The sequence below is a fragment of the Mesorhizobium escarrei genome (genome assembly GCF_935825525.1).
GTDB classification, from domain to species: Bacteria; Pseudomonadota; Alphaproteobacteria; order Rhizobiales; family Rhizobiaceae; genus Mesorhizobium; species Mesorhizobium escarrei.
This window is the reverse complement of sequence record NZ_CAKXZT010000150.1, coordinates 78005-104363: the sequence shown is the minus strand read 5'-3', so window position 1 is coordinate 104363 and position 26359 is coordinate 78005. Positions and strand designations below refer to the sequence as shown.

Here is a 26359-nt window from a genome sequence, read left to right as displayed (position 1 = left end):
TAGAAGCCTCATACTTTTGGTGTGGTCACGCGACGAGTCCGCATACAGCTTGCCAGGCAGCTTCTCGGTAACTTCGTCCCGAAAGCGGAAGGGCAGGTTCGGCCCTATCAAGACGTTCGAAATGGGGTGAGGAGCGTCCGTTTCTGGCGCAAGGTGGCATAGACAGCTAATCTCGCCCGACGACGGTCGCGAAACCATACGGAACGATACGGGAAGGATGTTTGCCTTGTGCCCACGAAAAACACAACTAAAACAAGTAATTGATGACATCCTCCGGGCCCACCAAAGTCCATGAATCAACCACTTATGGTCAATTTCGCTTTGAAGTGGGCCAATTTAGATTCGCTGAGTCCCACGACTTAGGTGCATTCACCATGAGCAGGCGGTCACCCGGACTAAGCCTTGGGTGGGGCCTCCACTCCGGACATTGCGAGAACCGGGGGAGGAAGCCGAGCGCCTTCGATCTTGACCGCGGCCACGGCAGCATTGAGCTCGTGCAACTCGTCCTCCGTAAAGGTGATGGCAGCGGCTGCAATGTTCTCGTCGAGGTGGGCGGCCTTCGTTGTACCGGGAATCGGCACGATGAACGGCTTCTGTGCCAGCAGCCAGGCCAGCGCCAGCTGGGCGGGTTTGACCTCCTTGCGTTGCGCCCACGTCCGCACGACATCGACGAGCGCCATGTTGGCCGCCAAGGCATCCTCTGCCATGCGGGGAACCCAGGCGCGGAAGTCTCGCTCGGGGTCGTCGCCAAAGCGGCTTCCTGCCGTAATCGTGCCGGTCAGGAAACCATAGCCCAGCGGAGCCCAGCTCACGAAGCCGATGCCCAGTTCCTCGCACAGAGGCAGCACGTCGGCCTCGGGACCACGCCAGACCATCGAATATTCGTTCTGGATGGCGGCGAGCGGCAGAACCGCGTGCGCGCGTCGGATGGTCTCCAGTCCCGGCTCGGAGAGCCCGAAATGCAGAACCTTGCCCTCGGCGACGAGATCCTTGACCGCGCCGGCGACGTCTTCGATCGGCACAAGCGGGTCGACGCGGTGCTGGTAGAGCACGTCGATGCGGTCGGTGCGCAGGCGGCGCAAGCTGCCTTCGACGGCGCGCTTGATGTGCTCGGGCCGGCTGTTCAGGCCCTCTCCGATTTTGCCGGTCTCAAGGTCAACGTTGAACCCGAACTTACTCTCCAGAACGACGGTCTCGCGCAGCCCCTGCAGCGCATCGCCAACGATCTCCTCCGAAATGAAGGGTCCATAGACTTCCGCCGTATCGATGAGGGTGACGCCTTGGTCCACCGCGCGCCTGATAAGCGCAACCGCGGCGGAGCGATCTATGGGGCTGCCGAAATAATCCTGGGCGGTGCCGTCGTCAGGGCTAGGTTTCCACTGGCATCCGAGCCCCACGGGAAACACCTCGAGGGCGCCCAGCTTGCGGCGCTGGCTCGCGGGTTGCGGGCTGGCCGTTTGCGCCGCCGCTTCGCCAAGCGAAGACAGCAGCCAGGGCGCAACGCCGAGAAAAGCTGCCGACGCCAGAAATTGCCGCCGCTGCGGATTGTCAATGTTTGAGGGAGACTGATCGACTCGGTGAGATTTCGTCATGTCACGATCCTTGGCTCGGGATATGCCATGAGGCCGACGCGGATGTTCGGTGCGGCCTCAAAGGGTGGTTTGCTGAAGATAGACATGGCCGGCGCCACGGACAGGCTCGATTCTTGCTCACTTCGTGGCTCGCCGGGGTTCAGGCGAAGCCGTCGCTCGAAAGCCTATCGGTGCCGGATCGACTGAGTCCGCGCCTGCCTGCTATGTCCGATGGCGGCACGCCGTACTGCCGCCGGAACAGTTGACGAAAATGATGCAGGTTCGAGAACCCCGCAGCCGCAGCCGCCTGCGGCACGGATGCCTGGGTCGACCGCAGAGCGTGAAACGCTCGATCCAGCCGACTTACAGTTACAAATCGATGCGGTGGCATGCCGAAGGTGTTGGCAAAACTGCGCGCGAAGTGAAACGGGCTGAGTGCGGCCGCCTCGGCAAGATCTCCCAAGGTCAGCGGTTTGTCGCCGATGTCCAGCACCAGTTCCACCACACGCTGACGCCGCCGCGCGTCAAGCGTTCGCCGGATACCCTCGCGGCCACCGAAGTGCCGCCGCAGCACCTGGGCATAGGCGGCGCGAACCAGTGTCTCGGCCTCCAGGTCCGACATCGGTATCCACCCGCGCAGGGCGGCGCGCAGCCTGGTCGCGACCGCCTGAACGATCGGGTCCTGCCAGCCATGCACGTCGTCGAGATCGGCGTGGCTTTCGACACGCATGTCCCGCGCCATCTCGCAGCGTAGCCCGGACGCCCCGGTGATTTCCAGAACGTCGGAGGGAGAGTCCGTCTCCAACCAGGCGATCGGCGTCTCGCCGCCAAGCCCGATTGTCATAGGCGGCACTGCCCGCGGCCTTGCAGTGCCATCGGCTACGCGCACAACGGCATCCGCCTGGCCTGTGAAAGCCATGGCGATCGACCCGGGCGCCGACGCCGAGTCGATCTCGCCGTCGCGCCATGCCGGCAAAAGGCAATGCGCCAAACGGAAGGTCTTACTTTCCCGGCGGATGATGTCGGGTTGCGTGCGGCTGGTCATCCTTCGGCTTTTCCCGCTGACGTGGTAGGCAAAACGGCCGCCTGAGCGGCTCCGCGGGTACAGTACGCCGCTGATTTGCGGCATTTTTCCGTCCGCGGCCTTTCTCATCGGCCTGCCAAAACGGCAGAATGACTGCGGTACAAACACGTTGCCCACGGCGCGGCGACCGAGAAGAGAGCGACCAAATGCGCCTCCTTAATCGCCTCGCGATTCCTTCTTACCGCACGATCCGCAAATTCGCCCACCGCTTCATCTGATCGCGCTTTTCCTCGCGCTGATTGATCGCCCTCGCGATGCGACTGCCATCCGCTTTCTGTTGGCCTCGCGCACGTGGTCGTCAGGTCGGGAGCACGTGGCCGATGCGCTGTCTAGGGCTGATCGTCCTCAACATGCGTTTCCCGGCGATCGAGGCCGAGAGCCCTACGAGGGTGACCAAGAGGCTTACACGATCAACACGCAAATAAGCGCCCTTTAGCAATCAAATCTTCAGCATCGAGTGACATTCTTGCCCCTCGGCCGACACCGGACGGTTCGAATGGATGTTCAGGAAAGGGGGGCCTCAGGGCCCGTCGATTGGTAGATCGGACGCACCTCGACATGCAGGACGATCCAGCCGTCACGGCGGAAGTTGAGCGACTTCTGGCGCACCGCACGCGCGACATCCGGCTCAAAGGCGAGATCAAACGCCTGTTCCAGGCACGTGTCTGGTCGCAAACGGCCAAGATCATCCGCGCCTGGATGATATGGGTGGCATTCCTGGATGTGCTGACGCTGGCGCTCAACATGGTGATGCTTCCAAGGGCGATCGCGCTATCCATGCTCCTGCCTGCCGCCATCATCCCGCCCGTCGCTGCAGTCGTGGTCCTTGTCTGGCGAAAACGGCGCCCCGCCTGGGTCCAGGGGGTTTCGCTGATCACTGGCATGTTCCTCATCCTGTTGTCGATCGTATTGGTTGGCGCAAGCGCCGGCGGCGAGTTCTACGAACGGCACTTGAACATCATGCTGTTCGTAGCGATCACGGCCATCATCATCTTCGGCATCCCTCAGGCATGGACCGTGACGATCGCCGCTTTGGCTCTTGGTCTCTATCTCGTCTTTCAGTTGCAGAACCCGGGCCTTGAGATTGGCAATGCGGTGGCCGCCACGTTGTTTTTCGCCAGCGGCATTCTCGCTACGGTCGCCGCGCGGCGTACGATGACAATTCTAGCTCAGAAGACTTTTCTGTTTGAGCTTCGAGACCGGCACAGGGTTGCCGAACTGGCCGAAGCGAACGATCGGCTGGAGCTTCTGGCGAGAACCGATCCGCTAACCGGCATCGACAATCGGCGCCGGATGACGGAAACGCTCGACCACGTGTGGGGCGGTGGCGGGAAATGCCCCGGCGGCGCCGCTATGCTGATGTGCGACATCGACCACTTCAAGAAGCTTAACGATCATCTCGGCCATGCCGAGGGCGATCGTTGCCTCATCGAGGTCGCCCGCTTGATCCGGGAGAATGTGAGGCGCGATCGCGATCATGTGGCGCGATACGGCGGTGAGGAATTTCTCGTGCTCCTTCCAAGTGTGAACGAGCAGGAGGCCGCGGTTGTAGCCGAGCGAATTCGCGAGTGTGTGGAAGCTGCCTGTTTTCCTAACCCTGGATCGCGCGTGTCCCGCTATATCACCATTAGCATCGGCGTGGCGGTCCAGGCGCCGGCCCAGGTCATTTCGCCAGAGCAGCTCCAGCGCCAAGCGGATGAAGCACTCTATGTTGCCAAGCAAACCGGCCGCAATCGGGTGGTGTTCCACAGGCTGGAGTCATCGAGCCTTTTGGGCGCTCGGTCGAGACGGTGATGTCGGAGTTCATGGCCTAGAGCGCGTCGCGTTCGACCGGCCTCGTGCGACGAGCTTTAGGTTGTTGCCTCGTTGGGCCGATCGGCAGCGACCGTCGACAATTCTCTCAGCCAAATTTCAGTGGCAAATCGCAAACCTCTAGGATTGGCCGAACCATTCTTCCACTTCGTCATCCCAGGGTCTGCGCTCCGCTTCGCGTCGCTCCGCCCTGGGATGACGAAGACGTGGTGGCTTATGGCTAATCGCAAACCCTCGAGATTGGCAGGAGGAGATCGGCACGGACGCTATTTTGCGCCCGAAAATGCCATTCAGCGTGGGCCAGGCTCGATTGCCGTCGTTCGGGTCGAGCGTATGGCAGGCAATGCAGGCGCGAAATGCTTCCGCGTCCGGATTACCAGCGTATCTGGCCATCGGATCGGTCCTGCCGGTCGCAGCCGCCCCAAGGCGCTCGCCCGTCTCGATGTTCCATTCCCGCACCAGATGGTCGGCGCCGCCAGCCAGAAGCGTCTTGCCGCCAGCCGCGAACGCAAGCGACCATACCGCCACGCCGGACGTGTCGAGAGTGCGGATGGTGGAGAGGCTCATAGCGTCCAGCAACAGGATTCCATCAACGATGCCGGCGACGGCGAGATGATTCGCGTCTGGCGTGGCGGCGAGGGCAATCACCGGTTTGCGCAAGACCGGAACTTCCAGCTGCACTTTGCCGCGTCGGTCGAGCAACCGTACCTGCCCGTCCGCACCTCCGACGAACGGGCGGTCGCCGGGCGCTCTTGCAAGCAAGCGGCCAGAGCCGGACGGTGGTGTCCCAGGACGCCGAAGCCATCATCGATCCGTCGGGCGACAGTTCGAGGTCGGCGACAGGTCCGGTGTGACCCTCCAGGATGTGGGCAGGCTCGCCTCGACCGATTTGCCAGATCGCGATGCGACCATCCGCACCGGCGCTGGCAAAGCGCCGGTTCGGCAATGCTGCGACGGCGCTTACCTCACCTTCGTGAAAGAGCAGCACGTCGCGCGCTTCGCCGGTCTCAAGCGACCAAATACTCGTCTTGGTGTCAAAACTGCCGGTTGCCACCGTCTTTCCGTCCGGCGCTACGGAAATCGCCCGCACGGGGCCGCCATGCCCACGCAGTTCCGCACCATGTGCCATCGCGCCGGCGATGAAAACAGCGGCGAGCAAAGCGAATGCGAGCGTCTTATGCATTGCGCATCATACGTTTCCGTGTTCCGCTGGCGGGCAGCGCCTTCGCCGGGGAGCAGCATGCGATTGCAACCCGACCAGCCGCACACTCCCAGCTATTGGAGGCAATCCTATGACTCAAAACATGGAAACCGATCCCTTCAACGTGTCGATGCGCAAGTTCCTCAAGCAGGTCGGCGTAACCTCGCAGCAGGCGATCGAAAAGGCCGTGGCGGATGCCGGACTGAAGGGGCAGGGGCGCCTGACCGTGAGGGCCGTGATTACGGCTGAACGCGCCGGTCTGCACCACATCGTCGAAGGCGACATCGACCTTGGCTGAATAGGTTCGGCGGTGCGCCGCTTCTGAAGCCCGTTGCAATGCGGTTCGCATCTGCTCCATCATCGGACATGATGAGAATGCAGCCTTCCGTCGGCGCGCTGACCGGTCTCGAAGCGGCTCTCGCCGCACTCCTCGACGGGGTGGCGCCGGTTGCGCCCACTCTTTTGCCGCTTGACCAGACGATTGGGAAGATCGGCGCCGCTATGCCGCCCCTGGCACACGCGCAGCCGATCCGCGACACGGCAAAGACAGATGGCTGGGCGTGTCGCGCGCTCGATCTTGCCGGTGCGTCGGCCTATTCGCCGCTGCCGCTGACGGCAATTCCGGTCTGGATAGAGGCAGGCGGCGCCATGCCGGAGGGATGCGATTGCATTCTCGATGCCGATCTCATCGATTGCAGCGGCCCGATGCCCCAGGCGCTCGAGGAAGCAGCACCAGGCCAGGGCGTGCGACGCGCTGGCGAGGACATGGAGGCGGGCCGACCGCTCATTATTGCGGGGCACAGGCTGTCAGCCGCGGACCTCCTGGCCGTGCGAAGTGCAGGGATTGGTGAAATTGCGGTGCGGGCGCCGAAGCTGCGCCTGATCGATGTCGCCGCCCCGGCGAGCGATACTTTCACGAGCCATTTTATCGCCGACCTCGCAGGAGCCTCTGGCGCGACGGTGTTCGACATCGAAACGGTTACACGCGACGCCAGATCCGTCGCCCAGGCGCTTGGGAATGCAGCCGGCGATTTGATCATCCTGATTGGAGGCACTGGTGCGGGGCGCGCCGACGCTACAGCCGACGCGCTTGCGGCGCGTGGGGCGCTCATCGCCCACAACATAGCGCTGCAGCCCGGCCGAACCGCGGCGATCGGCCGGCTCGACGCGGTCCCGATCATTGCTCTGCCCGGCGCGCCCGATCAGGCCTTTGCCGCCTTTCTGGCGCTTGTTCAGCCGGCTATCGATCGCCTGTCGGCCAGGAGCGCCCGGCGACAGACGGTCCTGGCGCTGGAGCGAAAAATCTCCTCCACGGTCGGACTGGCCGAGATCGTCCTCCTGAAGCAGGAACAAGACAGATGGCGGCCGCTTGCGATAGGCGATTTTTCGCTGGAGGCGATCCGCCTGGCGGGTGCATGGCTTGCCATTCCAGGCGGCAGTGAGGGCTGTGCCGCGGGAACATTTGTTGGCGCCTTTGTGTTCGACGACCCCAGATGAGTCGGTCATGACCAGATCCACCCGCCCGGATGCCGGCCAGGAGCAGTTCCTGACGGTCCTGTCGCGCGACGAGGCGCTCGCTCGTTTCGAGGCGGCGCTATTTCCGCGAACGATCCCGACCGAAGAACTGATGCTTGCGGATGCGCTTGGGCTGGCGCTTGCCGATGATGTCACGGCTCCGATCGACGTGCCGCCCTTCGACCGTTCGAACGTCGATGGTTTTGCCGTGCGCGCCGCCGACATGGCCACCGCGTCGGAGGCCCTTCCAGCCAGACTGCTGCTCAACCGCGAAACCATCGCCTGCGGTGTCGCCCCGCAAATACCGGTGCTCGCAGGCACCGCCACCTCGATCGCGACGGGCGGGCCCGTGCCGCGCGGCGCCGATGCCATCGTCATGGTGGAGCACACACAACCGGCCGAAGGCGATGCCATCGAAGTCAGGCGCGGAGCCTCGCCCGGCCAGTTCATCTCGCATGCCTGATCCGATATTGCCCGCGGTGAAGTTCTGCTGCGCGCCGGAACGGTGATCGGCTCTCGTGAAATCGGCATGCTTGCCGCCTGCGGAGTTGCGCTGGTGACGGTGGCGCGCAAGCTGCGCGTGGCGGTTCTGTCGACCGGCGACGAACTTATCCAACCGGGCGGCAGCCTGCGGCCCGCCGGCATATACGACGCCAATGGCGCAATCGTCAGCGCCGCGATAACTGAAAATGGCAGCCAGGCGAGCTTTCTCGGCGCCTATCCGGATGACGAAGCCACGCTGGAAGCCGGCATGCGCGAGGCGCTAGCGGCGCATGACGTGCTGGTACTGTCTGGTGGGACGTCCAAGGGCGCGGGTGATGTCAGCCACCGCATCGTGAACCGTCTCGGCGCGCCCGGCATCGTTGCCCATGGTGTGGCGCTGAAGCCGGGAAAGCCGCTTTGCCTCGCCGTTTGCGACGGCAAGCCGGTCGTCGTGCTGCCGGGATTCCCGACTTCGGCCATGTTCACTTTCCACGACATGATCGTACCTGTGCTGCGCCGCATGGCGGGCCTGCCGCCTCGGACCGAAGCGAAGGTCGCGGCAAAGGTTCCGCTGCGCATTCAGTCCGAACTCGGCCGCACGGAGTTCGTGATGGTATCGCTGGTCGAGGGTGAGCAAGGGCTGGTCGCCTATCCCACCGGCAAGGGCTCGGGGGCGATAACGTCCTTTGCCCAGGCGGATGGCTTCGTCAGCATCGAAGCTTTGGCCGACAACATGCCTGCCGGAAGCGAGGCGTCAGTGACGCTGTTCACACCGCACGTGCGTGTTCCCGATCTCGTGGTGATCGGCAGCAATTGCACGGGTCTGGATCTTGTCGTGGGCATTCTGTTTCGCGCCGGCCTCACTGTGCGGTCCATCGCAGTCGGGAGCCTGGGCGGCCTGGCCGCGGCCAAGCGAGGCGAGTGCGACTTCGCGCCGATCCATCTCTTCGATGCCAAGACGCAAAGCTACAATGCGCCGTTCCTGAGCGACGGCCTCGAACTTGTGCAGGGATGGCGGCGCATGCAGGGCATCGTCTACCGCCCCGGCGACGTGCGCTTCCAGGGGACCGACCCAGAGGAGGCGGTGCGAGCCGCACTCGCCGACCCCAATTGCATGATGGTCAACCGCAACCAGGGCTCGGGTACGCGCATCCTGATCGACCAACTGCTTGGTCCGGCGCGTCCCGACGGTTATTGGAACCAGCCCCGCTCGCACAATGCAGTCGCGGCGGCCGTCGCACAGAACCGAGCCGACTGGGGCGTCACCATTGCGCCGGTGGCGCGCTCAGCCGGGCTCGGTTTCATTGCGCTGAAGGAAGAGCATTATGATTTCGCGCTGGTCTCTGCTCGCAAAGAGCGACCCGCGGTGCAGGCCTTCCTTAACGCGCTCGCTTCGCCTGAATTCAACGAGGGGATCGAGCGCATGGGCTTTACGCGACCTGGCTGATATCCGGGCTAAGGGTCGGTAAGGTGTGAAACGAGCCGTTCGGCCTCGGCAAAATCTTCGACCGTGTTGACATTGAAGAAGGGATCCACCGGCTTGTCCGGCCAGGACTGGGTGGCAAGCTGGTAGCGAGCCGTCCACAGGTCGATCTTGCGAATGCCCTCTTCGACGAGCGCATGGCGCAACGCATCGCGCATCGCCACTTGCCACAGTCCGATGACAGGATGCGTCCGACCCGCCGACATCGCCACCGCCAGATCCGCAGCTTTCGCCACGCGCGCCCGATGCAGCCGTTCGACGAGGTTGCGCGGCAGGAAAGGACAGTCCGCTGCGACGCTGACGATCCATTCGACATCGGGCCTGTTCGCCGCCGTCCATTCGAGGCCCGCAAGCACGCCAGCCAGCGGCCCCGGATAGTTCTCGACCGGGTCGGCGACGACTGGAAGGCGAAAGCGGTCGAAGCGGGCAGGATCGCCATTGGCGTTCAGCAACAGCCCGTCGCATTGCGGGCCGAGGCGCTCGAGGACACGATCGAGGATGGTGAGTCCGTCGATCCGACGCATGGATTTGTCGCCACCGCCCATGCGCCGGGCGAGCCCACCGGCGAGAACGACGCCCAGGGTCGGCACCTTTTCATTCGCCATCGGCGGCTGCCTTGCGTCTGTGACGAGGCGCTTCCTCGTCGACGGAAGCGAGGTCCTGGTCGAAGACGATCCGATCCTCGCCCGACAGCACCGCGAACCGCTTGCCGCGCGCCCGGCCAACCAGCGTCAGGCCGGCCTGACGCGCCAAATCCACGCCCCAGGCGGTGAAACCTGAGCGCGAGACGAGGATCGGAATGCCCATTCGAACCGTCTTGATCGTCATTTCCGACGTCAGCCTGCCCGTCGTATAAAGGATCTTGTCAGCCGGATCGATGCCGTGGCGATACATCCAGCCGGCGATCTTGTCGACGGCATTGTGGCGCCCGACATCCTCCATGTAGCAGATCGGCGTGCCTTGCCTGCAAAGCACGCAACCATGAATTGCACCCGCTTGGAGATAGAGCGACGGCGTCGTGTTGATCGTGCGAGTCATTTGGTAAAGCCAGGAGGTGTGCAGTACGGCTGCCGGCAGAGCGGTGTTTTCCAGCGCCTCTAGAAGATCTCCGAAAGCCGTGCCCTGCGCGCAGCCTGAAGTCTGCGTCCGTTTCCTAAGCTTCTGCTCGTAATTGGTGTTGCGCTCGGTACGAACGATCACAACCTGAAGGTCGTCGTCATATTCGACCTCGGTCACCACGTCGTCGGATTTGAGCATGTTCTGATTGAGCAGGTAGCCCAGCGCCAGATATTCGGGATAGTCGCCGATCGTCATCATCGTGACGATCTCCTGCGCATTCAGATAGAGCGTCAGCGGGCGTTCAACGGGGACGCGGACTTGAATGGCAGCGCCCGTATGATCGATGCCGCTGACCTGTTCGGTCAAACGGATGTCGTCCGGGCTCGGCATGATGATGTCTGGTCGGTTATTCATCTGCTGCATGGCGATCTCATGACAATTGCAATCCCGCTCGCCGGATGGATGCGTTACCTTCGGCTTGACCTGCACTATATAGCCTGTTCAAACCGATGCCGGTCCACAAAAGCGCGCGCAGGCGCAGACTGGGCTGCCGGATGGCGCCGAGCTGCCGGTTCGGCCGGATCCACAGAGGCTGAAGGCTCGATGGCGCAACTTTCAGACGACTGCTTCGCTTTCGGCGGCCCGATGCGATCGCTCGACGATACTGCCGCACTGATTGCTTCACGGCTGACCGTTGTCGACGGGACCGAAACCGTCCAACTGGCGATTGCCGATGGGCGCGTCCTGGCAAGAGATTTGGTGGCGCCGCTGCCCCTGCCGCCTTTCACCAACTCAGCCGTCGACGGTTATGCCCTGCGCGGCGACGACCTGCCGGGAACCGTTGAAAAAGCTTTCCCCGTGCGCGACAGGATCCAGGCTGGGGTGGCGCCGGATCGGCCCGCCGCGCCCGGACAAGCCATACGCATCTTCACCGGCGCTCCGCTGCCGGAGGGGGCAGACACGGTTTACATGCAGGAAGATGTCCGTCTCGACGATACCGGCAGGGTCATCGTTCCGCCCGGCCTGAAAAGGGGAGCCAACGTGCGGCCGGCGGGCGAGGACGTCGCGGCAGGCGAGGTGGTGCTGCAGGCCGGTCAGCGCATGCGCCCGCAGGATGTTGCGCTCGCCGCGGCTCTCGGCATGACGCAGGTCGATGTGCGGCGCAAAATTCGCGTCGCGATCTTCTCGACCGGCAACGAGATCGTCGCGCCGGGAGAGGTCCGCGGACCGGCCCAGCTTTTCGATTCGAACCGCTTCATGCTGATGGCCATGCTGGCAAGATTGGGCTGCGAGACCACCGATTTGGGCATTCTCACAGACGACAGCAGCCTGATCGCGGATGTGCTGGGCGAGGTTGCGTCAGGGCAGGACCTGATCCTGGCGTCCGGCGGCGTCTCGACCGGGGAGGCCGACTGCGTCAAGGCGGCCGTCGAGAGTGTGGGAACCCTGGTCTTCTGGCGGGTGGCCATAAAACCCGGCCGGCCAGTCGCCATGGGGGTGATCAGGGGGACAGCCTTCATTGGGCTGCCCGGCAATCCGGTGGCGAGTTTCGTCACATTTGCCCATGTTGCGCGCGCCGCGATCTTTGCACTGGCCGGCGCGCGGCAGCAGCCACCAATTTCGCGGCCTGTGCGGGCGGCTTTTTCCTACCGCAAAAAGCCGGGGCGACGCGAATATGTGCGGGTAAGCCTGCATGGAACGCAGGACGGCACATGTGAAGCCGTCAAATTCCCGCGCGAGGGCGCTGGCCTGCTGTCTTCTTTGGTTCAAACGGACGGCCTTGTCGAGCTCGGCGAGGAAACAACCCAGGTCGAGCCGGGCCAGACCGTTCAGTTCCTTGCCTATTCGGACCTGAATTGACCAACGCCGTCGAGCCGGCGGCACGCAGTTCGGCAGAAAAGCGGTGCGACGCCTGGCCGCTCTCATTTGCGGGCCCCTGACGGCGCGACCGTTGACGACCGGTGAGCGGTCGGCCATGGTGCGCCACCATGACAGCGAGACAGCTCGACCTGACGGGATTGAAATGTCCCTTGCCGGCGCTGAAAACCCGCAAGGCGCTCAGCGGCATAGGGCCAGGCGAGCGCCTTGAGGTCCGTTGCACCGATCCGCTGGCAGCCATAGACATTCCCAATCTGATCAACGAAATGGGCGACCGCCTGGAGGCGATGCAACGGCAGGGAGACCACATCGTTTTCTTGATCGAGAAGGCGCAAGCTGCTCCGCTATAGGCCGTGCGACAAATCAGGGCGCAGATCAGTTCTATCGCGCTGCCGCGGTCTGCTAAGATTGCCAGACCGGCATTTGGTACAACTTGTGTGCCAAGTCGATTTGTGTGCCAAGTCCTTATCCAAATGCGCCGGGCTGAGGGCGGATGAGGCTCACAACCACATCGGTGGCGGCAGCCGCCTTCCTCAGACGAAGGGTTCGCCCCGGGAGGAGAGAGCATGACAGTGCAGCAACGGCGAGGCCCCGATCGCGGACCCAAGGGGCGGGCGCTGGATGATGTTGCCCTGGCCGAGGTCCGGGAACTTCTTGGCCCTCGCGAACGGCGCCGGGATCTTTTGATCGAGTTCCTGCATCTGATCCAGGACCGTTACGGTTGTCTGTCGGCCGCGCATCTGCGCGCGCTTGCCGAAGACATGCGCCTGTCCCAGGTTGAGGTTTACGAGGTCGCGACCTTCTACGACCATTTCGATATCGTCAGGGAAGGCGAGGCGAGGCCCCCGCCGCTGACAATTCGGGTGTGCGAATCGATAAGCTGCATGCTGGCCGGCGCGGAACACCTGATTGGCGAACTGGCCGCCGACGCCGACCCGAAGACAGTCCGCGTCATGCGTGCGCCCTGCATGGGCCGCTGCGCCACCGCCCCTGCCGCACGCGTCGGCAACCGCGAAGTCGACCACGCGACAAGCCAAAAGCTGTTGGCGATGGCGAGAGGCGGGGCCGTCAGCGCAGCGGCGCCCGACTATGTCGGCCTGGATGCCTATCGCGCTGCGGATGGTTATCAGCTCTTGCAGAAAGTGCGCGATGGCGTGCTGACCACAAATGGCATCATCGAGATCATGGAGCACGCCGGACTGCGCGGCCTCGGCGGCGCCGGCTTTCCGGCCGGCAAGAAATGGGGCTTCGTGCGCGGCTATCCAGGGCCCCGGCTGATGTCGATCAATGGCGACGAAGGCGAGCCTGGCACTTTCAAGGACCGCGTCTATCTTGAAACCGATCCGCATCGTACCTTCGAAGGGGCGCTGATCGCCGCTCACGCGGTGGAGGCCGAGCGCATTTATTTCTACATGCGCGACGAGTACCCAGCCGTGCTCGCCATTTTGCGCGCCGAGATCGCGGCGCTTGAGGCGGCCGGCATCGTCAAGCCCGGCTTTATCGAACTGCGGCGCGGCGCCGGCGCCTATATTTGCGGCGAAGAAAGCGCGATGCTGGAAAGCATCGAGGGCAAGCGCGGCATGCCCCGCCACCGGCCTCCCTATATTGCCGAAGTCGGCCTTTTCGGACGCCCGACACTCAACCATAATGTCGAAACGCTGTGGTGGATCCGCGATATCGTCGAGAAGGGACCTGAATGGTTTGCCGCGCAGGGCAAGCCCGGCCACCAGGGAATTCGCTCCTGGTCGGTTTCCGGACATGTGAAGGAGCCAGGTGTCAAGCTGGCCCCGGCCGGCGTCACCGTGCGCGAACTGATCGAGGATTATTGCGGCGGCATGGCGGACGGGCATGAATTCAAGGCCTATCTGCCAGGTGGAGCCTCGGGCGGCATCCTTCCGGCGTCGATGGGCGACATTGAACTCGATTTCGGCGGCGAACTCGCTAAACAGGGCGCCTTTGTCGGCTCACATGCGGTGGTCGTGCTTTCGCAAGTCGACAACATCAGGGATGTGACCCTCAATCTCATGAATTTCTTCAAACATGAGAGTTGCGGGAAATGCACGCCGTGCCGGGAAGGAACCGAAAAGCTGGTAACGCTCTTGAAAGAGAAGGGCGTGCCGAATGAGACGGCGATGCGCGACCTTGAAACCGTGATGCGCGATTCCTCCATCTGCGGTCTCGGCCAGGCGGCGCCCAATCCGGTCAATCACCTTTTGACGCATTTTAGGGATGATCTTTGAAATGGCAGATGGCGTCATATTCACCCTCGACGGCAAAACGGTCACAGCCGCTGACGACGAGACGATTTGGGACGTTGCAAAGCGTGAAGGCACCAGGATCCCGCATCTGTGCCACGTCGACATGCCCGGCTATCGGCCAGACGGCAATTGCCGCGCCTGCATGGTCGATGTCGAGGGCGAACGGGTGCTTGCCGCCTCATGCATCCACAAGCCTTCCGCCGGAATGGTGGTGAAGACGGATACCGAACGGGCCAGGAAATCGCGCCAGATGGTGTTCGAGCTTCTCGCCAGCAACATGCGGCCGGTGGCCGACGGTCCGGATCAGCAGTCGATGTTCTGGCAGTGGGCTGGTTCGATGGGCATTTCCGGCGGCCGCTACAGCTCAAAATTCGCCACGGATGATGTCCGGCCGGAATTCGACATCACGAATCCGGCCATTGCCGTCAATCTCGATTCCTGCATCACTTGCGGCGCCTGTGTCCGGGCCTGCCGCGAGGTCCAGGTCAACGATGTGATCGGCATGGCCGAGCGCGGCAATCACTCGCTTCCCGTCTTCGACATGCACGATCCGATGGGCCTGTCGACCTGTGTCACCTGCGGTGAATGCGTGCAGGCCTGCCCGACCGGCGCGCTCTACGAAAAGTCGCTGATGGACAATGCAGGCAAGACCCGGGTCATCCAGGAATTCGACAAGGTCATCGACACGCTGTGCCCGTTCTGTGGCGTCGGTTGCCAGACCAGCGTTGCGGTCAAGGACAACAGGATCGTTCAGGTCGATGGCCGCAATGGCTATGCCAACGAGAACCGGCTCTGCGTCAAGGGTCGTTTCGGCTTCGATTATGCGATGTCGCCTGAACGGCTGACCAAGCCGCTGATCCGGCGCGACGATGCGCCGAAGTCGGGCGATGCCGATATGCGCGGCGTCGATCCGCTGACCGTTTTTCGCGAGGCTACCTGGGAAGAAGCGCTTGCGCGCGCCGCCGGCGGGCTGAAGACAATCCTTAGGGATCATGGCGGGCAGGCGCTGGCCGGTTTCGGTTCGGCAAAAGGCTCCAACGAAGAGGCCTATCTGTTCCAAAAGCTGGTGCGCCAGGGTTTTGGCACCAACAATGTCGATCATTGCACCCGGCTCTGCCACGCATCGTCAGTGGCAGCACTCATGGAAGGCGTCGGTTCGGGAGCGGTTTCGGCGCCCTTCAATGACGCGCTGAAGGCCGAATGCATCATCGTCATCGGCGCGCGGCCGACCACCAACCATCCGGTCGCCGCGACCTATTTCAAGCAGGCGGCCAAGCGCGGCGCCAAGCTGATCGTCATCGACCCACGCGGCCAGGACCTGATGCGCCATGCGTCGCATTCGCTGCAATTCAAGGCCGGCAGCGACGTCGCCATGCTGAACGCGCTGATCCACGTCATCGTTGAGGAGAAGCTCTACGACGAGCAGTATATCCAGGCCAACGCTTCCGGTTTCGAGGCCCTGAAGGCCAAGGTGAAGGATTTTTCGCCCGAGGCGATGGCCGAGGTCTGCGGCATCGAGGCGAGCGTGCTGCGCGACGTCGCCCGCACCTACGCGACCGCCGAGCGGTCGATCATCTTTTGGGGCATGGGCATTTCCCAGCACACACACGGAACCGATAATGCGCGCTGCCTGATCGCTCTGGCCCTGATCACCGGACATGTCGGCCGGCCGGGAACAGGCCTGCATCCACTGCGCGGCCAGAACAACGTGCAGGGCGCATCCGATGCCGGGCTCATCCCGATGTATTTCCCCGACTATAAATCGGTCGAGAACATCGACATCCGCGGCGCATACGAGAATTTTTGGGGCCAGACGCTGGACCCGAAACGGGGCCTGACGGTCGTCGAAATCATCGACGCCATCCATGAAGGCGAAATCAAGGGCATGTACATAATGGGCGAGAACCCGGCCATGTCCGATCCGGACCAAACCCATGCCCGGCAAGCACTGGCCATGCTCGACTATCTCGTAGTGCAGGACATCTTCCTGACCGAGACCGCCTGGCATGCAGATGTGGTGCTGCCGGCCTCGGCGCATGCCGAAAAGCTCGGCACATACACCAACACCAACCGGCAGGTGCAGATTGGGCGTCCAGCACTCGAACTGCCAGGCGAAGCGCGTCAGGACTGGGAACTGATAGTCGAACTGGCGAGGCGCATCGGTCTGGACTGGAATTACGGCCATGTCTCGGATGTTTATGCCGAGATGGCCAGCGTCATGCCTTCGCTCAAGCATATCTCCTGGGACCGCGTCGAACGCGAGGGATCCGTAGTCTATCCGGCCGACGGCCCCGACAAGCCTGGCAATGAGATCATCTTCTCGTCCGGATTCCCGACCGCGGACGGACGCGGTCGCATCGTGCCGGCCGATTTGCTACCGCCTGACGAAGTGCCCGATGAAGAGTTTCCACTGGTGCTCACCACCGGCCGACTGCTCGAGCATTGGCACACCGGCTCCATGACCCGCCGGGCGGGCGTGCTGGACGCGATCGAGCCACACGGCATCGCTGCGATGAACCCTTATGAGATCAAGCGGCACGGCCTACGCCAAGGGGAGATGATTGCGGTCGAGACCCGGCGCGGGACGGTAGACGCCATCCTCCGCGCCGACCGGGAGGTCGCCGACGGCACGGTGTTCATGCCGTTCTGCTTCAACGAAAGTCCGGCCAACGTGCTCACCAACCCGATGCTGGACCCCTACGGCAAGATCCCGGAGTTCAAATACTGCGCCGCGCGAATTGCGCCGGCGGCGAAGGCCGAAGCTGCCGAATGAGCCAGTACCGCGCCATCTGCACGCACTGGATGCTGAACGCGCTGTAGCCTCGAAACGTCCATACAACCCAAAGATGCATGCAGCCCTGCCAGATGGGATTGCCCAACCCGAAAGATCCAACGGGCCATGTCGGGACGCCCATTCATTCTCCGACGCCATCCCGGACGGGGCTTCTAACTCACAGCGATGCGCTGGCCGGTGTCATCGAAAAGATGCAGATGGCTGGTATCGAACTTCAGATCCACCGTGTCGCCTGAAGCCACCGGACATTGTCCGGCGACAACTGCTAGCATGGTCTGGCCGCCGCTTGTCTTGGTGTGGACGATTGTCTCGGAGCCGAGGGCTTCGACCAGCGCGACGCGTGCCGCAATGTCTCCCTTGCCAGCATCGGCGAGGCTGATGTGATGCGGCCGCTGCCCGAGCGTCACGTCGCCATTCACCGCGCTGACGTTCCCGTCGATCTCGAACCCAGCTGAACCGTCCAGGGTGAGGCTTGACCGGCCAGTGCCTCCGGCTGCCACCTTTACCGGCAGGAAGTTCATACGCGGTGCACCGATGAAACCGGCCACGAACAGATTGGCCGGATGGTTGTAGAGGTCGAGCGGCGTGCCAATCTGCTCGATGCGGCCGGCGCGCAGCACGACGATGCGGTCGGCAAGCGTCATCGCCTCGATCTGGTCGTGCGTGACATAGACCATCGTCGCCGACAGCCGCTCGTGCAGGGCGGCCAGTTCGGCGCGTGTCGAGATGCGCAGCTCGGCGTCGAGATTGGACAGCGGCTCGTCAAGCAGGAAAGCAGTTGGATTGCGCACGATGGCGCGGCCGATCGCGACGCGCTGGCGCTGGCCACCGGAGAGCTGGCCGGGGCGCCGGTCGAGATACGGCGCGATTTCCAGCATCCGCGCGGCTTCGGCGATGCGCGCATCAATTTCGGCGCGCGCCATGCGGGCGTTCTCCAGTCCGAAGGCCAGGTTCTGGCGCACGCTCATGTGCGGGTAAAGCGCGTAGGATTGGAACACCATCGCCAATCCCCTGTCGGCGGCCGGAACGGTGGTCACGTCCTTGCCGTCGATCGCGATGGCGCCGCCTGTCGGCCGGTCAAGCCCGGCGATGAGCCGCAGCAGCGTAGACTTGCCGCAGCCGGAGGGGCCGACGAAGACGATCAGCTCGCCGTCAAGAATATTGAGATTGATGTCGTGCAGCACGCCGACCTTGCCGAATGCCCTCGATACGCCGGTGAGTGTGATCTGGCTCATGGTAGCCTCTATTTCAGACCGGAGCCGGCAATGCCGGTGGTGATGTAGCGCTGAAGGAAAATGAACACCAGCACGACCGGGATCATGGTGACCACGGTCATGGCCAGGATGTAATGCCATTGCACATTGAGTTGGCCGGCATAGGTGTTGAGACCAACCTGCAGCGTATAGACCTCCTTGCGCGACAAAACGATCAGTGGCCAGAGGAAGTCGTTCCAGCGCCAGACGACGGAAAAGATTGCCAGTACCGCCAGCGCGGGGGCGGTCAGCGGCAGGATGATGCGCCAGTAGATCTGCCATTCGGACGCCTTGTCCATGCGCGCTGCCTCGATCAGCTCGTCGGGGATCGTCAGCATGTACTGGCGTAGCATGAAGACGCCCGTGGGCGTCGCCACTGTGGGCAGGATCACGCCCCATAACGAATTGAACAGTCCCATTGCCGAGATGACCGAATAGAGCGGCACCAGAATGACGGAGAGCGGCACCATCAGCGTCGCGACGATGAGCATCATCACAGCCGAACGTCCCCGAAAATTGTACTTCGACAGTGCGAACGCGGCCATCGAATTGGTCAGCAGCGTAATCAGGGTGGCGACCACGGTGACGAAGACCGAGTTGCGCAGATAGAGGAAGAAGTCAAAGGCGAGGAAAGGCTGGACATAATTGTCGAGCGCGAAAGCGATGCTGCGCTTGGGCGTACGGTTCTTGATGTTGACGCGTATGATCTCGCCCGGGTTGGCGGGATCGACCATCTGCGCGACGGTGCCGAGGCGGCGCACTTCGGCGAGCACGCGCACGCTGCCGTCGTCATTGCGCACTTCGAAGAGCTGCAGCGGCTCCTCGTACCCTGCTACGATCGCTTCGGCGGTGACATAGGGCAAAACAGTCGGCGGGAACTCCGCCAGCGCCGCAGGCGTCTTGAACGAGGAGTTGACCAGCCAGAGCGCCGGGCCGAACATGACAATCAGCCCGCCGATCAGCCAGAACCAGGTGAAAACGTCGGTCCAGTGCCAACCGGCGCCGCCGCGCCGGCGAAACAGAAATTCCGCAACCCTGCTCATCGCATTTTGCCCCGCTGCTCGTTGCGCCTTGCGATGCCCAGCTGGATCAAGGTCAGCACGACCAGCACCGCTCCCATGAGGATCGAGGCCGCGGAGGCGAGTCCCGGATTGCGCAGCATCGAGGCGAAGCCGACCTCGTAGATGTACTGCGTGAGGAACAGCGTGCTGGTCCCGGGACCGCCTCCGGTCAGCACATAGACCTCGTCGAATATCTGCACGGCGCGGATGAGTGTCAGAACCAGCACGACCAGGAGGTTGGGCGCCAGCAAGGGCAGCGTTATGCGCCAGAAGACGCGCAAGGGCCGGGTGCCGTCCATCTCGGCGGCCTCATAGAGGTCTTTTGGAATGGCCTGAAGGCCGGCGAGGAGGATCAGCGCATAGAAGCCGACATGGGCCCAGACCGACACCATGATCGCGGCGGTGAAGGCCCAGTTGCGCTCCACCAGCCAGTTGACCGGAGTTCCGCCCGCCTCGAACACCATCAGGTTGAGCAGTCCCTGCCGCTGCAGGATCCAGCGCCAGATGAGACCGACCACAACCGGCGACAGAAGCACAGGGAAGAAGAACACGGCGCGCCAGAAGCTGCGCGCACGCAACTCACGGTTGAGCACGAGTGCGGTGACAAGCGCCACGGCGACCATCATCGCCACTTGCAGCACAACGAAGGCCAGGGTGTTCCAAACCGCGATCCAGAACAGGTCCTCGATGCAGCTCTTCGGATCGAGATAGCTGCTGCAACTGAACAGCCGCCCATACTGATCGGCGCCGACGAAGGTGCGGTCGCCGAGGAACAACGCCCCGCCACCGGTCATCGAATAGAGGATGTTGATGACCAGCGGAAACAGCACGAAAATGCCGAACACCAGCATGTTCGGCGCCAGGAAGAACACGGCCATGCCATTGCTGCCCGTGCGCCGCTGCAACATGCGCAGTGGCGAATCGAATAAATTCGCAAGCCAGCCGACCGGCGCCAGGATCATGGCGCCGGCGCGGGTCGCTATGCCGTTTCGGACGTCTGCCATGACACTGCCGCGACGCTACTTCGATGCCTCGGTCACTTGTGCCTTGATGTCCTCGTCGATGCGGACGAAAGCCTCGTCGAGCTTCAGCTCGCCGGCCATGACCTGACTGATGCGGGTCACCAGCGCGCCATAAACCGGAGTTCCCCATTTCCATGCCGGCAGGGCGGCGGCATTCGGCGCGATCTTGCCCGATGCCTTCAGGAAGGCTTCAAGCGACGCCTTGACGTTCTCGTCATCGGTCTTGTAATCGATCTTGCCGGCGAGAACGCCCTTGTGTGCGGGCAGGAACAGGGTGCGCTCGGTGAATTCGCGCATGATGTCCTCGCGGCTCAGGAAGTCCATCACCTTGCCGACTTCAGCGGCGTTCTTGGTGTATTTGACGGCGACCAGCGCGGCGCCGCCCGGCATGCCGGTGCAGGCGGCGGGGCCGCAGGGCGAGCCCGTCGCCACCCAGTCGAAGTTCTTGCCAATCTTGCTGGCGAGGTTGGCAACCTGCCAGCTGCCCGAATAATAGTAGGCAATCTGCCCATTTATGAAGTCGTCGGCCCCGGCGCGATAGGTGGTGCCCGACGCCGAAACCCAGATTTCCTTGTTCATGCGGCCGTCGGCAACCCAATTGACCAGCTTTTCGGCGAAAGCTTTCGTGCCGGCGTCGATCGGCGCCGGCAGTCGATCAGCGCCGATGTAGTTGGCGCCATAAGAGATGTTCGCCGCCGAGATACGATGGCCGCTGCGATCGATGGCAAAGGCAGCGTTAAGCTGCTGGCTCTGCTGCACCTTGCCGGCGGCATCGATCCATTCGTCCCAGGTTGCGGTCTCGGCCGGGATCGGCACGCCGGCCTGTTCGAAAAGCGTCTTGTTGACGAAGCCGCCGGTCAGCGTGATCTGGGTCATGAAGCCCGGAATGATTTTGGAACCGTCAGGGCGCATCCAGTCGAACTGGTCGCCGAAATTCGTCTGCCAGTATGCTGGATCGGCGACCACAGGCGTCAGGTCGAGCCAATGGTCGGCGAGTTCCTTGATATTGGTGACGCGGGCGATATCGGGACCCCGTCCTGCCTCGAGTTCGACCGGAAGCTGCTCCTGGACAACCTTGTAGGCGACATTGTCGAGAATGACGTTAATGCCCGGATTGTCTTTCATGAAGCGGTTGAGCAGGTCCTGTATAACCTCGCCTTCGACGCCATCCGAATACCACATCACGCGAACGTCGCCTGCGAACGCGGTCGACGACAGAAGGGCCGCCGAAAGGCCCAGGATTATCGAATTCATTCTCATGGTTCACTCCTCCGCTTTTGCGGTTTCCACCGCTTGATTGTCGCTGTCCGAGCTGCTTGTCGGCTCCTTTTGATTTGATCCTTACCTGATTGCGATGGCGTCGGCTGTGAAGAACGAGGCTTCGCCGCTGACCTGCCAGTCGGCCGGATCGATGACACGCTCCTCAGCCTCTATGCGGCCATCCGGATGGAACAGCACGTCGCCGTATTCCGGGTCATTGACATGCAGAAGGTCGTTTTTTCCGTGGCCGAGCGCAAGCTGAGAAAACCGCGCCTCGAATTCCTCCAGCGACCCGTATTGCCGGCGCCGGCCCAAGCGGATGATCCATGCGGTTTGGTGCCCGGGCACGCGCAGCTCGTTTCCAGCGGTCGGTCCGCGGCCGACCAGCTCGAAGGCGCTGTCGGCCTTCAGCATCGCGAACCCATCGCCGCCGCGCGCCGAAGCGATATTTTTCTTGACCCACGCTTCATCGAACGCGCTCTGTGGGAACCAGGCATGGGTAAAGTCGGGCTGCTCGGCTGCGCAGCTGAACAGCACAACTGCCAAGTCGCGGTATTGATGCACGCGCGGCAGAGATCCGCAGCCGCCCCAGTAGGACGGCCGGCCATAGCCCGAATGAATTGTCTCGCCCGGATGGTTGATCCATATCTGCGCGTCGGGATTGCCGCCGAGACGCAGGTGCAGCACCGTTTCCTGATAACCCCATTCGTTCCAGCGATAGGCTGCCGCGCTTCCCATGGCGAAATCGCGGGTCTTGTAGTGGTAGAGCTTGGCGATCCGGTTCTGGCCTTGCGCGAAGCACCATTCCTGCGCGTCGTCACCCGCCATGCATGCGATGCCGGTCAGTTCTTGCGGGACGTCGAGCCCATGGTCGCGCAGGCAGAGCGCAAGCTGCGGCAGGGCATGGAAGCGCATGCCGTAGAAACCTTTGCCCCACAGCATGCGTGCAATGCCGGAAAGTTCCAGCGAACGGGCGGCGCGCAGCGTGTGTTCGTAGGAGCGGCCCTGCGCGCCGGTAAGCATGCCTTGCTGAGCCGAGCGGGCGACGATCTCGAGCAGGCGGTTGATCGCAGCCCCGACGCGCCGGCGGACGTCGGCATCCGGCCCAAGCGCGTACAGGATCGTCAATCCCTTGAGATCGATCGGGAAGTAAGGGGCGGAGTTGAATTCCGCCATTTCCCATTCCTCGAAATGATCGAGCCAGGCGCGCACGCGCGCAAGGCCCACGGTCGACTGCTCTGCGCCGGTGCGTCCCGAGCGGACAAAGCGGGCATCGGGCAAGAGATGGCCGCCGAGATAGGCCGCGGTGTGAAACAGAAGCGCATGGTTTTCGGAGAAGTACCACTGCACGTCGTTACCCGGCTCATCCATCCAATAGCGGTAATTGAGGATCGCCTCGTCAATGCGGTGACGCAGATCGACCGCGATCGAGTCGCCATAGACACGACGGCACCAGAGCAGTGGCACCAGGATGAAATCCGCGCAGTCGTGGCAATCTTCGATCGCCGGCAGTGCAGCAGCAATGATGGCGTCGGTTTCGGCGCCGCCGCGGCCCGTCGCCAGCCGCGCCAGCGCCCGCACGGTATCGGCTTCCGCGAAGTTGGAAACCTGTTCCAGGGCTTCGACGATCCTGTCGGCAAGGATGGCAGGAGCGCGGCCCTGACGCGCCGCATGACAGATTTCCACGCCGAAGACCCGCCGGGCAACAAAGCCTGAAGATGAGAGCGATACGGCAAAATGCCGGAAGTCGGCAGAAAGGTCTTCCGTGGCGGCAATAGCGATGCGTCTCGCCCCCGCTTCGATGCGGCGGCGGAAGATTACGGGCGCCTCGATCGACATGAAGTCGCCCTCGATCACAATCGAAACATCCACCGCAACCGGCAGCGCCACATCCGTCACCAGCGCCACTTCGCCGCCGGAATAAAATGGACGCTCGAAATGCATCGCGTCGAGAGCGGCTTCCATGGCCGCCGCGACGTCGTCTTTGACGGTCGTGGGCAAGACCTGTTCGGCAGCTGGGCCCCGGAGATAGTCGAGTTGGAAGAAGTAGCGTGCGTCGCGCTCGGCGAGATCGTCGAACCAGATGCTGATCTGGTTAGCGCCGGCGACGAGATCGACCTCGAAATCCTGAGAAGCCTCGAGATTGCGCCCGTAGGGCGCCATCCAGCCGGCCTCTATCCCGTTGACGAACAAAACGGCGCCGCCGCAGGTGCGCAGCCGCAGCCGCGCCCGGCCGTCCGAGCCTGCGTCGAGCGCGGTACTTGCCCAGGTGGCGACCACGGTCGGGCGGAACCAGAAGCCCGACAGGTCGACGCGCGGCGAGCCGAACGGAAGCCAAACACGGTCCGGCTCGAACACGCCCTGCGGCTTGGGCCGCTTCCCGCGGCGTTCGGCGGCGAACTCGGTTCGGCAGGGATATTCGTGCGGGATGAAATTCTTGTGCTTGGTCAGGAAGAAGAAGGGATCCATCTCCCCTTGCATCGGCTGATCTGCAACATCGTAGCGCTGCTCAGACGTCGTGCCGATGAGCCAGTAAACGACAGGGCGGCCGAGCGCAAGCGGCCGGCGCAGCGTAAGATCGTGCGTGATCGGTTCCACGGTGTTCATCGCAGCGTCTCAACAGGCACGGGCGACACGTCGTTATAGGCCTGGTTCTCGCCCGTCATGCCCCAGACGAAGGCGTAGGGTCCGGTTCCGCTGCCCATATGGATCGACCAGGCCGGCGAGATGACACAGTCGCCATTGGCCACGATCAGATGGCGGGTATTGTCCGGCCGACCCATCAGGTGGACCACCCGGTCTTCCGCCGCGAGGTCGAAATAGAGATAGGCTTCCATGCGCCGCTCATGCAGGTGAGGGGGCATGGTGTTCCAGACGCTGCCCGCAGCGAGATCGGTGATGCCCATCAGCAGCAGACAGGAAGGCGCGACTTCCGGATGAATGTACATGCGCAACGTGCGCTTGTTGGCGCGTCGCTCCTCGCCGAGTTCAAGCGGCTTCGCCTCGGATTTAGCGATCAGCCGATGCCTGATGTCTGCGCCGGCCGGAACCGAGTTCATATAGAACCAGGCGGGATGCGCGGCGCTGTCGCTTTCGAGCGTCACTTGTTTAGCGCCGCGCCCGACATAGAGCACATCGCGGTTGGCGAGCGCGAAGCGCTGCTGGTCGACGCTCACTGATCCTGCGCCGCCGAGATTGGCGATGCCCATCTCGCGCGCGGTGAACAGATGCGGCGTGCCGACGTCCGCGCCATCGCCGAAACTCAGCGGCTCTCCGGTTGGGCACGCGCCGCCGACGATCATGCGGTCGACATGGGTGTAAGCGAAGGCGATGCGGCCGGGCTCGAACAGCCGCTCCACCAGAAACTCGGCGCGTAGCCGCTCCGTCCCGTAGCCGTCGATATCGCCCGGACCGGCGCCAAAGAGAACGCGCATCGTCATGCCGCGGCCTCGGCAGCTTCGGCATGGATCATCCCCTCTGTGAGGCAGAGGATCGCCAGGGCCTGGCCGTAGCCGGTAGGCTGGATCGGGATGTCGCGGTAGAACTGGAGATCATGGCCCATGCGGGTGCCATAGGAAACGTTTCCGAGCACGCCGTTCTCGTCGATGCTGGCCAGCACCGCGTCGAGTGCGCGCCGGCCCGCCGGACCGCACTCCTTGGGCCCGACGCCTATGCGCGCAGCTTTCATGAGACCATAGCCGATGCCGGCGGTGGCCGACATCTCCTCATAGGAGGTCGGGTCATCGAGCAAAGTGTGCCATGCTCCCGATGGCGCCTGCAGGCGCAGCAGGGCGTCGATCTGCGCTTCCAGCACGCCGAGCAGATAGGCTTCGACCGGCTTGCCGACGCCGCCATTTTCGATCAGGTCGAGGATGCCGACTGTGATCCAGGCGTTGCCGCGGGCCCAGAGAGCGCGGGCAAAATTATGTCGGCCGGCAAATGTCCAGCCATGGAACCACAAGCCCGTTTTCGGGTCGGCGAGATAGCGAGCATGGACGAGGAACTGGCGAACAGCCTCGTCGATGCAAGATTGCCGGCCGGCTGCGCGTCCGTGGAAAGCGAGGAACAGGCCAGCCATGAACAGCGTGTCGTCCCACAATTCGTCGTCGTTGATCTTGTCTGAGACATTGTGCTGGAACCCGCGCTCGGGCGTGCGAGGCATGTCGCGAAGCAGCCTTTCGGCCCATTGGCCGAGAGGCGTTTCCCAGCGCGGATCGCGTGTCTCGCCCCAGAGCAATGCCAGCGCCATCATCGGAGCGGTGGTGTTGATGTTCATCGGCGGCAGGCCCGCCCTTAAATGGCGCTCGTACCAGTCTTCAATTGTCTTCAGAAGCTTCGGGTCGCGATTGTGCCGCCAGAGGCAAACGAGGCCGTACAGCCCCACACCCTGCGGCCATTCCCAGGAATCGAAGCTGATGTAGTCGCCGGCCGTGCCGTCGAGATTGGGCTCGTCGAAACGGCCGTCATGGCGCAGGCCCGTCATGCCGCGCACGAGCAGGTCGAGTTTCGAGCGCATATCTCTCGTTGACGACGCCACTACTCCTCCCAGGTTTTGCGCGATGCCGGGCAAATGGGTGCCACAAGCATTTTTGTTGCGCAATCTGAAATTTTTTTGCAGCATGAAG

At 63.0% G+C, this 26359-nt stretch carries 20 protein-coding genes and 1 pseudogene; 8 read left to right on the top strand and 13 right to left on the bottom strand.

Going from position 1 to position 26359, the window contains the following annotated elements; all coding sequences use genetic code 11:
- Positions 1 to 395: 395 nt before the first annotated feature.
- On the bottom strand, positions 396 to 1592 hold the full coding sequence (locus NMG80_RS27070) for an aldo/keto reductase (RefSeq protein WP_254020949.1): 1197 nt from the start codon (positions 1590 to 1592) through the stop codon (positions 396 to 398).
- A gap of 139 nt (positions 1593 to 1731) precedes the next feature.
- Positions 1732 to 2616, bottom strand: a complete 885-nt coding sequence (locus NMG80_RS27065) for a helix-turn-helix transcriptional regulator (protein ID WP_254020948.1) — start codon at positions 2614 to 2616, stop codon at positions 1732 to 1734.
- A 597-nt stretch (positions 2617 to 3213) separates the two neighbouring features.
- Here NMG80_RS27065 and NMG80_RS27060 point away from each other — a divergent pair.
- Positions 3214 to 4449, top strand: coding sequence for a GGDEF domain-containing protein (locus tag NMG80_RS27060; RefSeq protein ID WP_254020947.1), 1236 nt, complete (start codon positions 3214 to 3216; stop codon positions 4447 to 4449).
- 138 nt (positions 4450 to 4587) lie between these two features.
- Here the strand turns inward: NMG80_RS27060 and NMG80_RS27055 are convergent, their stop codons facing one another.
- Together NMG80_RS27055 and NMG80_RS27050 are read right to left on the bottom strand one after the other, a co-directional pair.
- The gene (locus NMG80_RS27055) at positions 4588 to 5169 is read right to left on the bottom strand and encodes a hypothetical protein (protein ID WP_254020959.1); all 582 of its coding nucleotides are present in this window, start codon (positions 5167 to 5169) and stop codon (positions 4588 to 4590) included.
- Positions 5057 to 5596 (bottom strand): WD40 repeat domain-containing protein, encoded by a 540-nt coding sequence (locus NMG80_RS27050; RefSeq protein WP_254020958.1) that lies wholly within the window; start codon positions 5594 to 5596, stop codon positions 5057 to 5059. Before NMG80_RS27050 ends, NMG80_RS27055 begins: the two co-directional genes overlap by 113 nt.
- A gap of 163 nt (positions 5597 to 5759) precedes the next feature.
- Between NMG80_RS27050 and NMG80_RS27045 the strand changes: the two genes are divergently transcribed.
- The 3 genes and pseudogenes from NMG80_RS27045 (at position 5760) to NMG80_RS27035 (ending at position 9113) form a co-directional block, all read left to right on the top strand.
- On the top strand, positions 5760 to 5966 hold the full coding sequence (locus tag NMG80_RS27045) for a DUF6494 family protein (protein ID WP_254020946.1): 207 nt from the start codon (positions 5760 to 5762) through the stop codon (positions 5964 to 5966).
- A 68-nt stretch (positions 5967 to 6034) separates the two neighbouring features.
- Positions 6035 to 7165 carry a molybdopterin-binding protein gene (locus NMG80_RS27040; RefSeq protein ID WP_254020945.1) on the top strand — a complete coding sequence of 377 codons (1131 nt, stop codon included), beginning with the start codon at positions 6035 to 6037 and terminating at the stop codon, positions 7163 to 7165.
- 7 nt (positions 7166 to 7172) lie between these two features.
- Positions 7173 to 9113: pseudogene (locus NMG80_RS27035) on the top strand (molybdopterin biosynthesis protein).
- An 8-nt stretch (positions 9114 to 9121) separates the two neighbouring features.
- Here the strand turns inward: NMG80_RS27035 and mobA are convergent.
- Both mobA and fdhD read right to left on the bottom strand, forming a co-directional pair.
- Entirely contained in the window at positions 9122 to 9754 is a 633-nt protein-coding gene (gene mobA / locus NMG80_RS27030; protein ID WP_254020944.1) for a molybdenum cofactor guanylyltransferase MobA, read from the bottom strand.
- Entirely contained in the window at positions 9744 to 10631 is an 888-nt protein-coding gene (fdhD, locus tag NMG80_RS27025) for a formate dehydrogenase accessory sulfurtransferase FdhD (protein WP_254020943.1), read from the bottom strand. Before fdhD ends, mobA begins: the two co-directional genes overlap by 11 nt.
- A gap of 180 nt (positions 10632 to 10811) precedes the next feature.
- Here fdhD and NMG80_RS27020 point away from each other — a divergent pair, with 180 nt between their 5' ends.
- From NMG80_RS27020 to fdhF, 4 genes are all read left to right on the top strand, one after another.
- Positions 10812 to 12068: a molybdopterin molybdotransferase MoeA gene (locus NMG80_RS27020; protein ID WP_254020942.1), complete on the top strand. Its 1257-nt coding sequence runs from the start codon at positions 10812 to 10814 to the stop codon at positions 12066 to 12068.
- Positions 12069 to 12196: 128 nt separating this feature from the next.
- Positions 12197 to 12436 (top strand): sulfurtransferase TusA family protein, encoded by a 240-nt coding sequence (locus NMG80_RS27015; RefSeq protein WP_254020941.1) that lies wholly within the window; start codon positions 12197 to 12199, stop codon positions 12434 to 12436.
- Between the two features lie 216 nt (positions 12437 to 12652).
- Positions 12653 to 14326, top strand: coding sequence for an NADH-ubiquinone oxidoreductase-F iron-sulfur binding region domain-containing protein (locus tag NMG80_RS27010; protein ID WP_254020940.1), 1674 nt, complete (start codon positions 12653 to 12655; stop codon positions 14324 to 14326).
- 1 nt (position 14327) lies between these two features.
- Positions 14328 to 17117 (top strand): formate dehydrogenase subunit alpha, encoded by a 2790-nt coding sequence (gene fdhF, locus NMG80_RS27005; protein ID WP_254020939.1) that lies wholly within the window; start codon positions 14328 to 14330, stop codon positions 17115 to 17117.
- Between the two features lie 173 nt (positions 17118 to 17290).
- On the opposite strand, the gene NMG80_RS27000 is transcribed toward fdhF, so the two are convergent.
- The 7 genes from NMG80_RS27000 to bglB all read right to left on the bottom strand — a co-directional run bounded on the left by NMG80_RS27000 (position 17291) and on the right by bglB (position 26271).
- A complete protein-coding gene (locus NMG80_RS27000) occupies positions 17291 to 18373 on the bottom strand; it encodes an ABC transporter ATP-binding protein (RefSeq protein ID WP_254020938.1) in 1083 nt (360 codons plus the stop codon).
- Between the two features lie 8 nt (positions 18374 to 18381).
- Positions 18382 to 19434: a carbohydrate ABC transporter permease gene (locus NMG80_RS26995; protein WP_254020937.1), complete on the bottom strand. Its 1053-nt coding sequence runs from the start codon at positions 19432 to 19434 to the stop codon at positions 18382 to 18384.
- On the bottom strand, positions 19431 to 20456 hold the full coding sequence (locus tag NMG80_RS26990; RefSeq protein ID WP_436798692.1) for a carbohydrate ABC transporter permease: 1026 nt from the start codon (positions 20454 to 20456) through the stop codon (positions 19431 to 19433). The genes NMG80_RS26995 and NMG80_RS26990 overlap by 4 nt, the downstream gene beginning before the upstream one ends.
- Positions 20457 to 20471: 15 nt before the next feature.
- Complete coding sequence (locus NMG80_RS26985) at positions 20472 to 21734, bottom strand: ABC transporter substrate-binding protein (protein WP_254020936.1); 1263 nt, start codon at positions 21732 to 21734, stop codon at positions 20472 to 20474.
- Positions 21735 to 21815: 81 nt separating this feature from the next.
- Positions 21816 to 24341 (bottom strand): hypothetical protein, encoded by a 2526-nt coding sequence (locus tag NMG80_RS26980; RefSeq protein ID WP_254020935.1) that lies wholly within the window; start codon positions 24339 to 24341, stop codon positions 21816 to 21818.
- Positions 24338 to 25174, bottom strand: coding sequence for a 5-dehydro-4-deoxy-D-glucuronate isomerase (kduI, locus tag NMG80_RS26975; protein WP_254020934.1), 837 nt, complete (start codon positions 25172 to 25174; stop codon positions 24338 to 24340). Before kduI ends, NMG80_RS26980 begins: the two co-directional genes overlap by 4 nt.
- Positions 25171 to 26271 carry a beta-galactosidase BglB gene (bglB, locus tag NMG80_RS26970; protein ID WP_436798691.1) on the bottom strand — a complete coding sequence of 367 codons (1101 nt, stop codon included), beginning with the start codon at positions 26269 to 26271 and terminating at the stop codon, positions 25171 to 25173. The genes kduI and bglB overlap by 4 nt, the downstream gene beginning before the upstream one ends.
- Positions 26272 to 26359 lie beyond the last annotated feature (88 nt).

What these genes read in the sequence shown, in the direction of transcription:
- NMG80_RS27045 (WP_254020946.1), top strand. Translation starts at nt 5,760, where the DNA reads ATGACTCAAAACATGGAAACCGATCCCTTCAACGTGTCGATGCGCAAG.
- NMG80_RS27040 (WP_254020945.1), top strand. Translation starts at nt 6,035, where the DNA reads ATGATGAGAATGCAGCCTTCCGTCGGCGCGCTGACCGGTCTCGAAGCG.
- NMG80_RS27000 (WP_254020938.1), bottom strand. Translation starts at nt 18,373, where the DNA reads ATGAGCCAGATCACACTCACCGGCGTATCGAGGGCATTCGGCAAGGTC.
- fdhF (WP_254020939.1), top strand. Translation starts at nt 14,328, where the DNA reads ATGGCAGATGGCGTCATATTCACCCTCGACGGCAAAACGGTCACAGCC.
- NMG80_RS27065 (WP_254020948.1), bottom strand. Translation starts at nt 2,616, where the DNA reads ATGACCAGCCGCACGCAACCCGACATCATCCGCCGGGAAAGTAAGACC.
- NMG80_RS27015 (WP_254020941.1), top strand. Translation starts at nt 12,197, where the DNA reads ATGACAGCGAGACAGCTCGACCTGACGGGATTGAAATGTCCCTTGCCG.
- NMG80_RS26995 (WP_254020937.1), bottom strand. Translation starts at nt 19,434, where the DNA reads ATGAGCAGGGTTGCGGAATTTCTGTTTCGCCGGCGCGGCGGCGCCGGT.
- NMG80_RS27060 (WP_254020947.1), top strand. Translation starts at nt 3,214, where the DNA reads ATGCAGGACGATCCAGCCGTCACGGCGGAAGTTGAGCGACTTCTGGCG.
- NMG80_RS27070 (WP_254020949.1), bottom strand. Translation starts at nt 1,592, where the DNA reads ATGACGAAATCTCACCGAGTCGATCAGTCTCCCTCAAACATTGACAAT.
- NMG80_RS27050 (WP_254020958.1), bottom strand. Translation starts at nt 5,596, where the DNA reads ATGGCACATGGTGCGGAACTGCGTGGGCATGGCGGCCCCGTGCGGGCG.
- fdhD (WP_254020943.1), bottom strand. Translation starts at nt 10,631, where the DNA reads ATGCAGCAGATGAATAACCGACCAGACATCATCATGCCGAGCCCGGAC.
- NMG80_RS26990 (WP_436798692.1), bottom strand. Translation starts at nt 20,456, where the DNA reads ATGGCAGACGTCCGAAACGGCATAGCGACCCGCGCCGGCGCCATGATC.
- mobA (WP_254020944.1), bottom strand. Translation starts at nt 9,754, where the DNA reads ATGGCGAATGAAAAGGTGCCGACCCTGGGCGTCGTTCTCGCCGGTGGG.
- NMG80_RS27020 (WP_254020942.1), top strand. Translation starts at nt 10,812, where the DNA reads ATGGCGCAACTTTCAGACGACTGCTTCGCTTTCGGCGGCCCGATGCGA.
- NMG80_RS26980 (WP_254020935.1), bottom strand. Translation starts at nt 24,341, where the DNA reads ATGAACACCGTGGAACCGATCACGCACGATCTTACGCTGCGCCGGCCG.
- kduI (WP_254020934.1), bottom strand. Translation starts at nt 25,174, where the DNA reads ATGACGATGCGCGTTCTCTTTGGCGCCGGTCCGGGCGATATCGACGGC.
- NMG80_RS26985 (WP_254020936.1), bottom strand. Translation starts at nt 21,734, where the DNA reads ATGAGAATGAATTCGATAATCCTGGGCCTTTCGGCGGCCCTTCTGTCG.
- NMG80_RS27010 (WP_254020940.1), top strand. Translation starts at nt 12,653, where the DNA reads ATGACAGTGCAGCAACGGCGAGGCCCCGATCGCGGACCCAAGGGGCGG.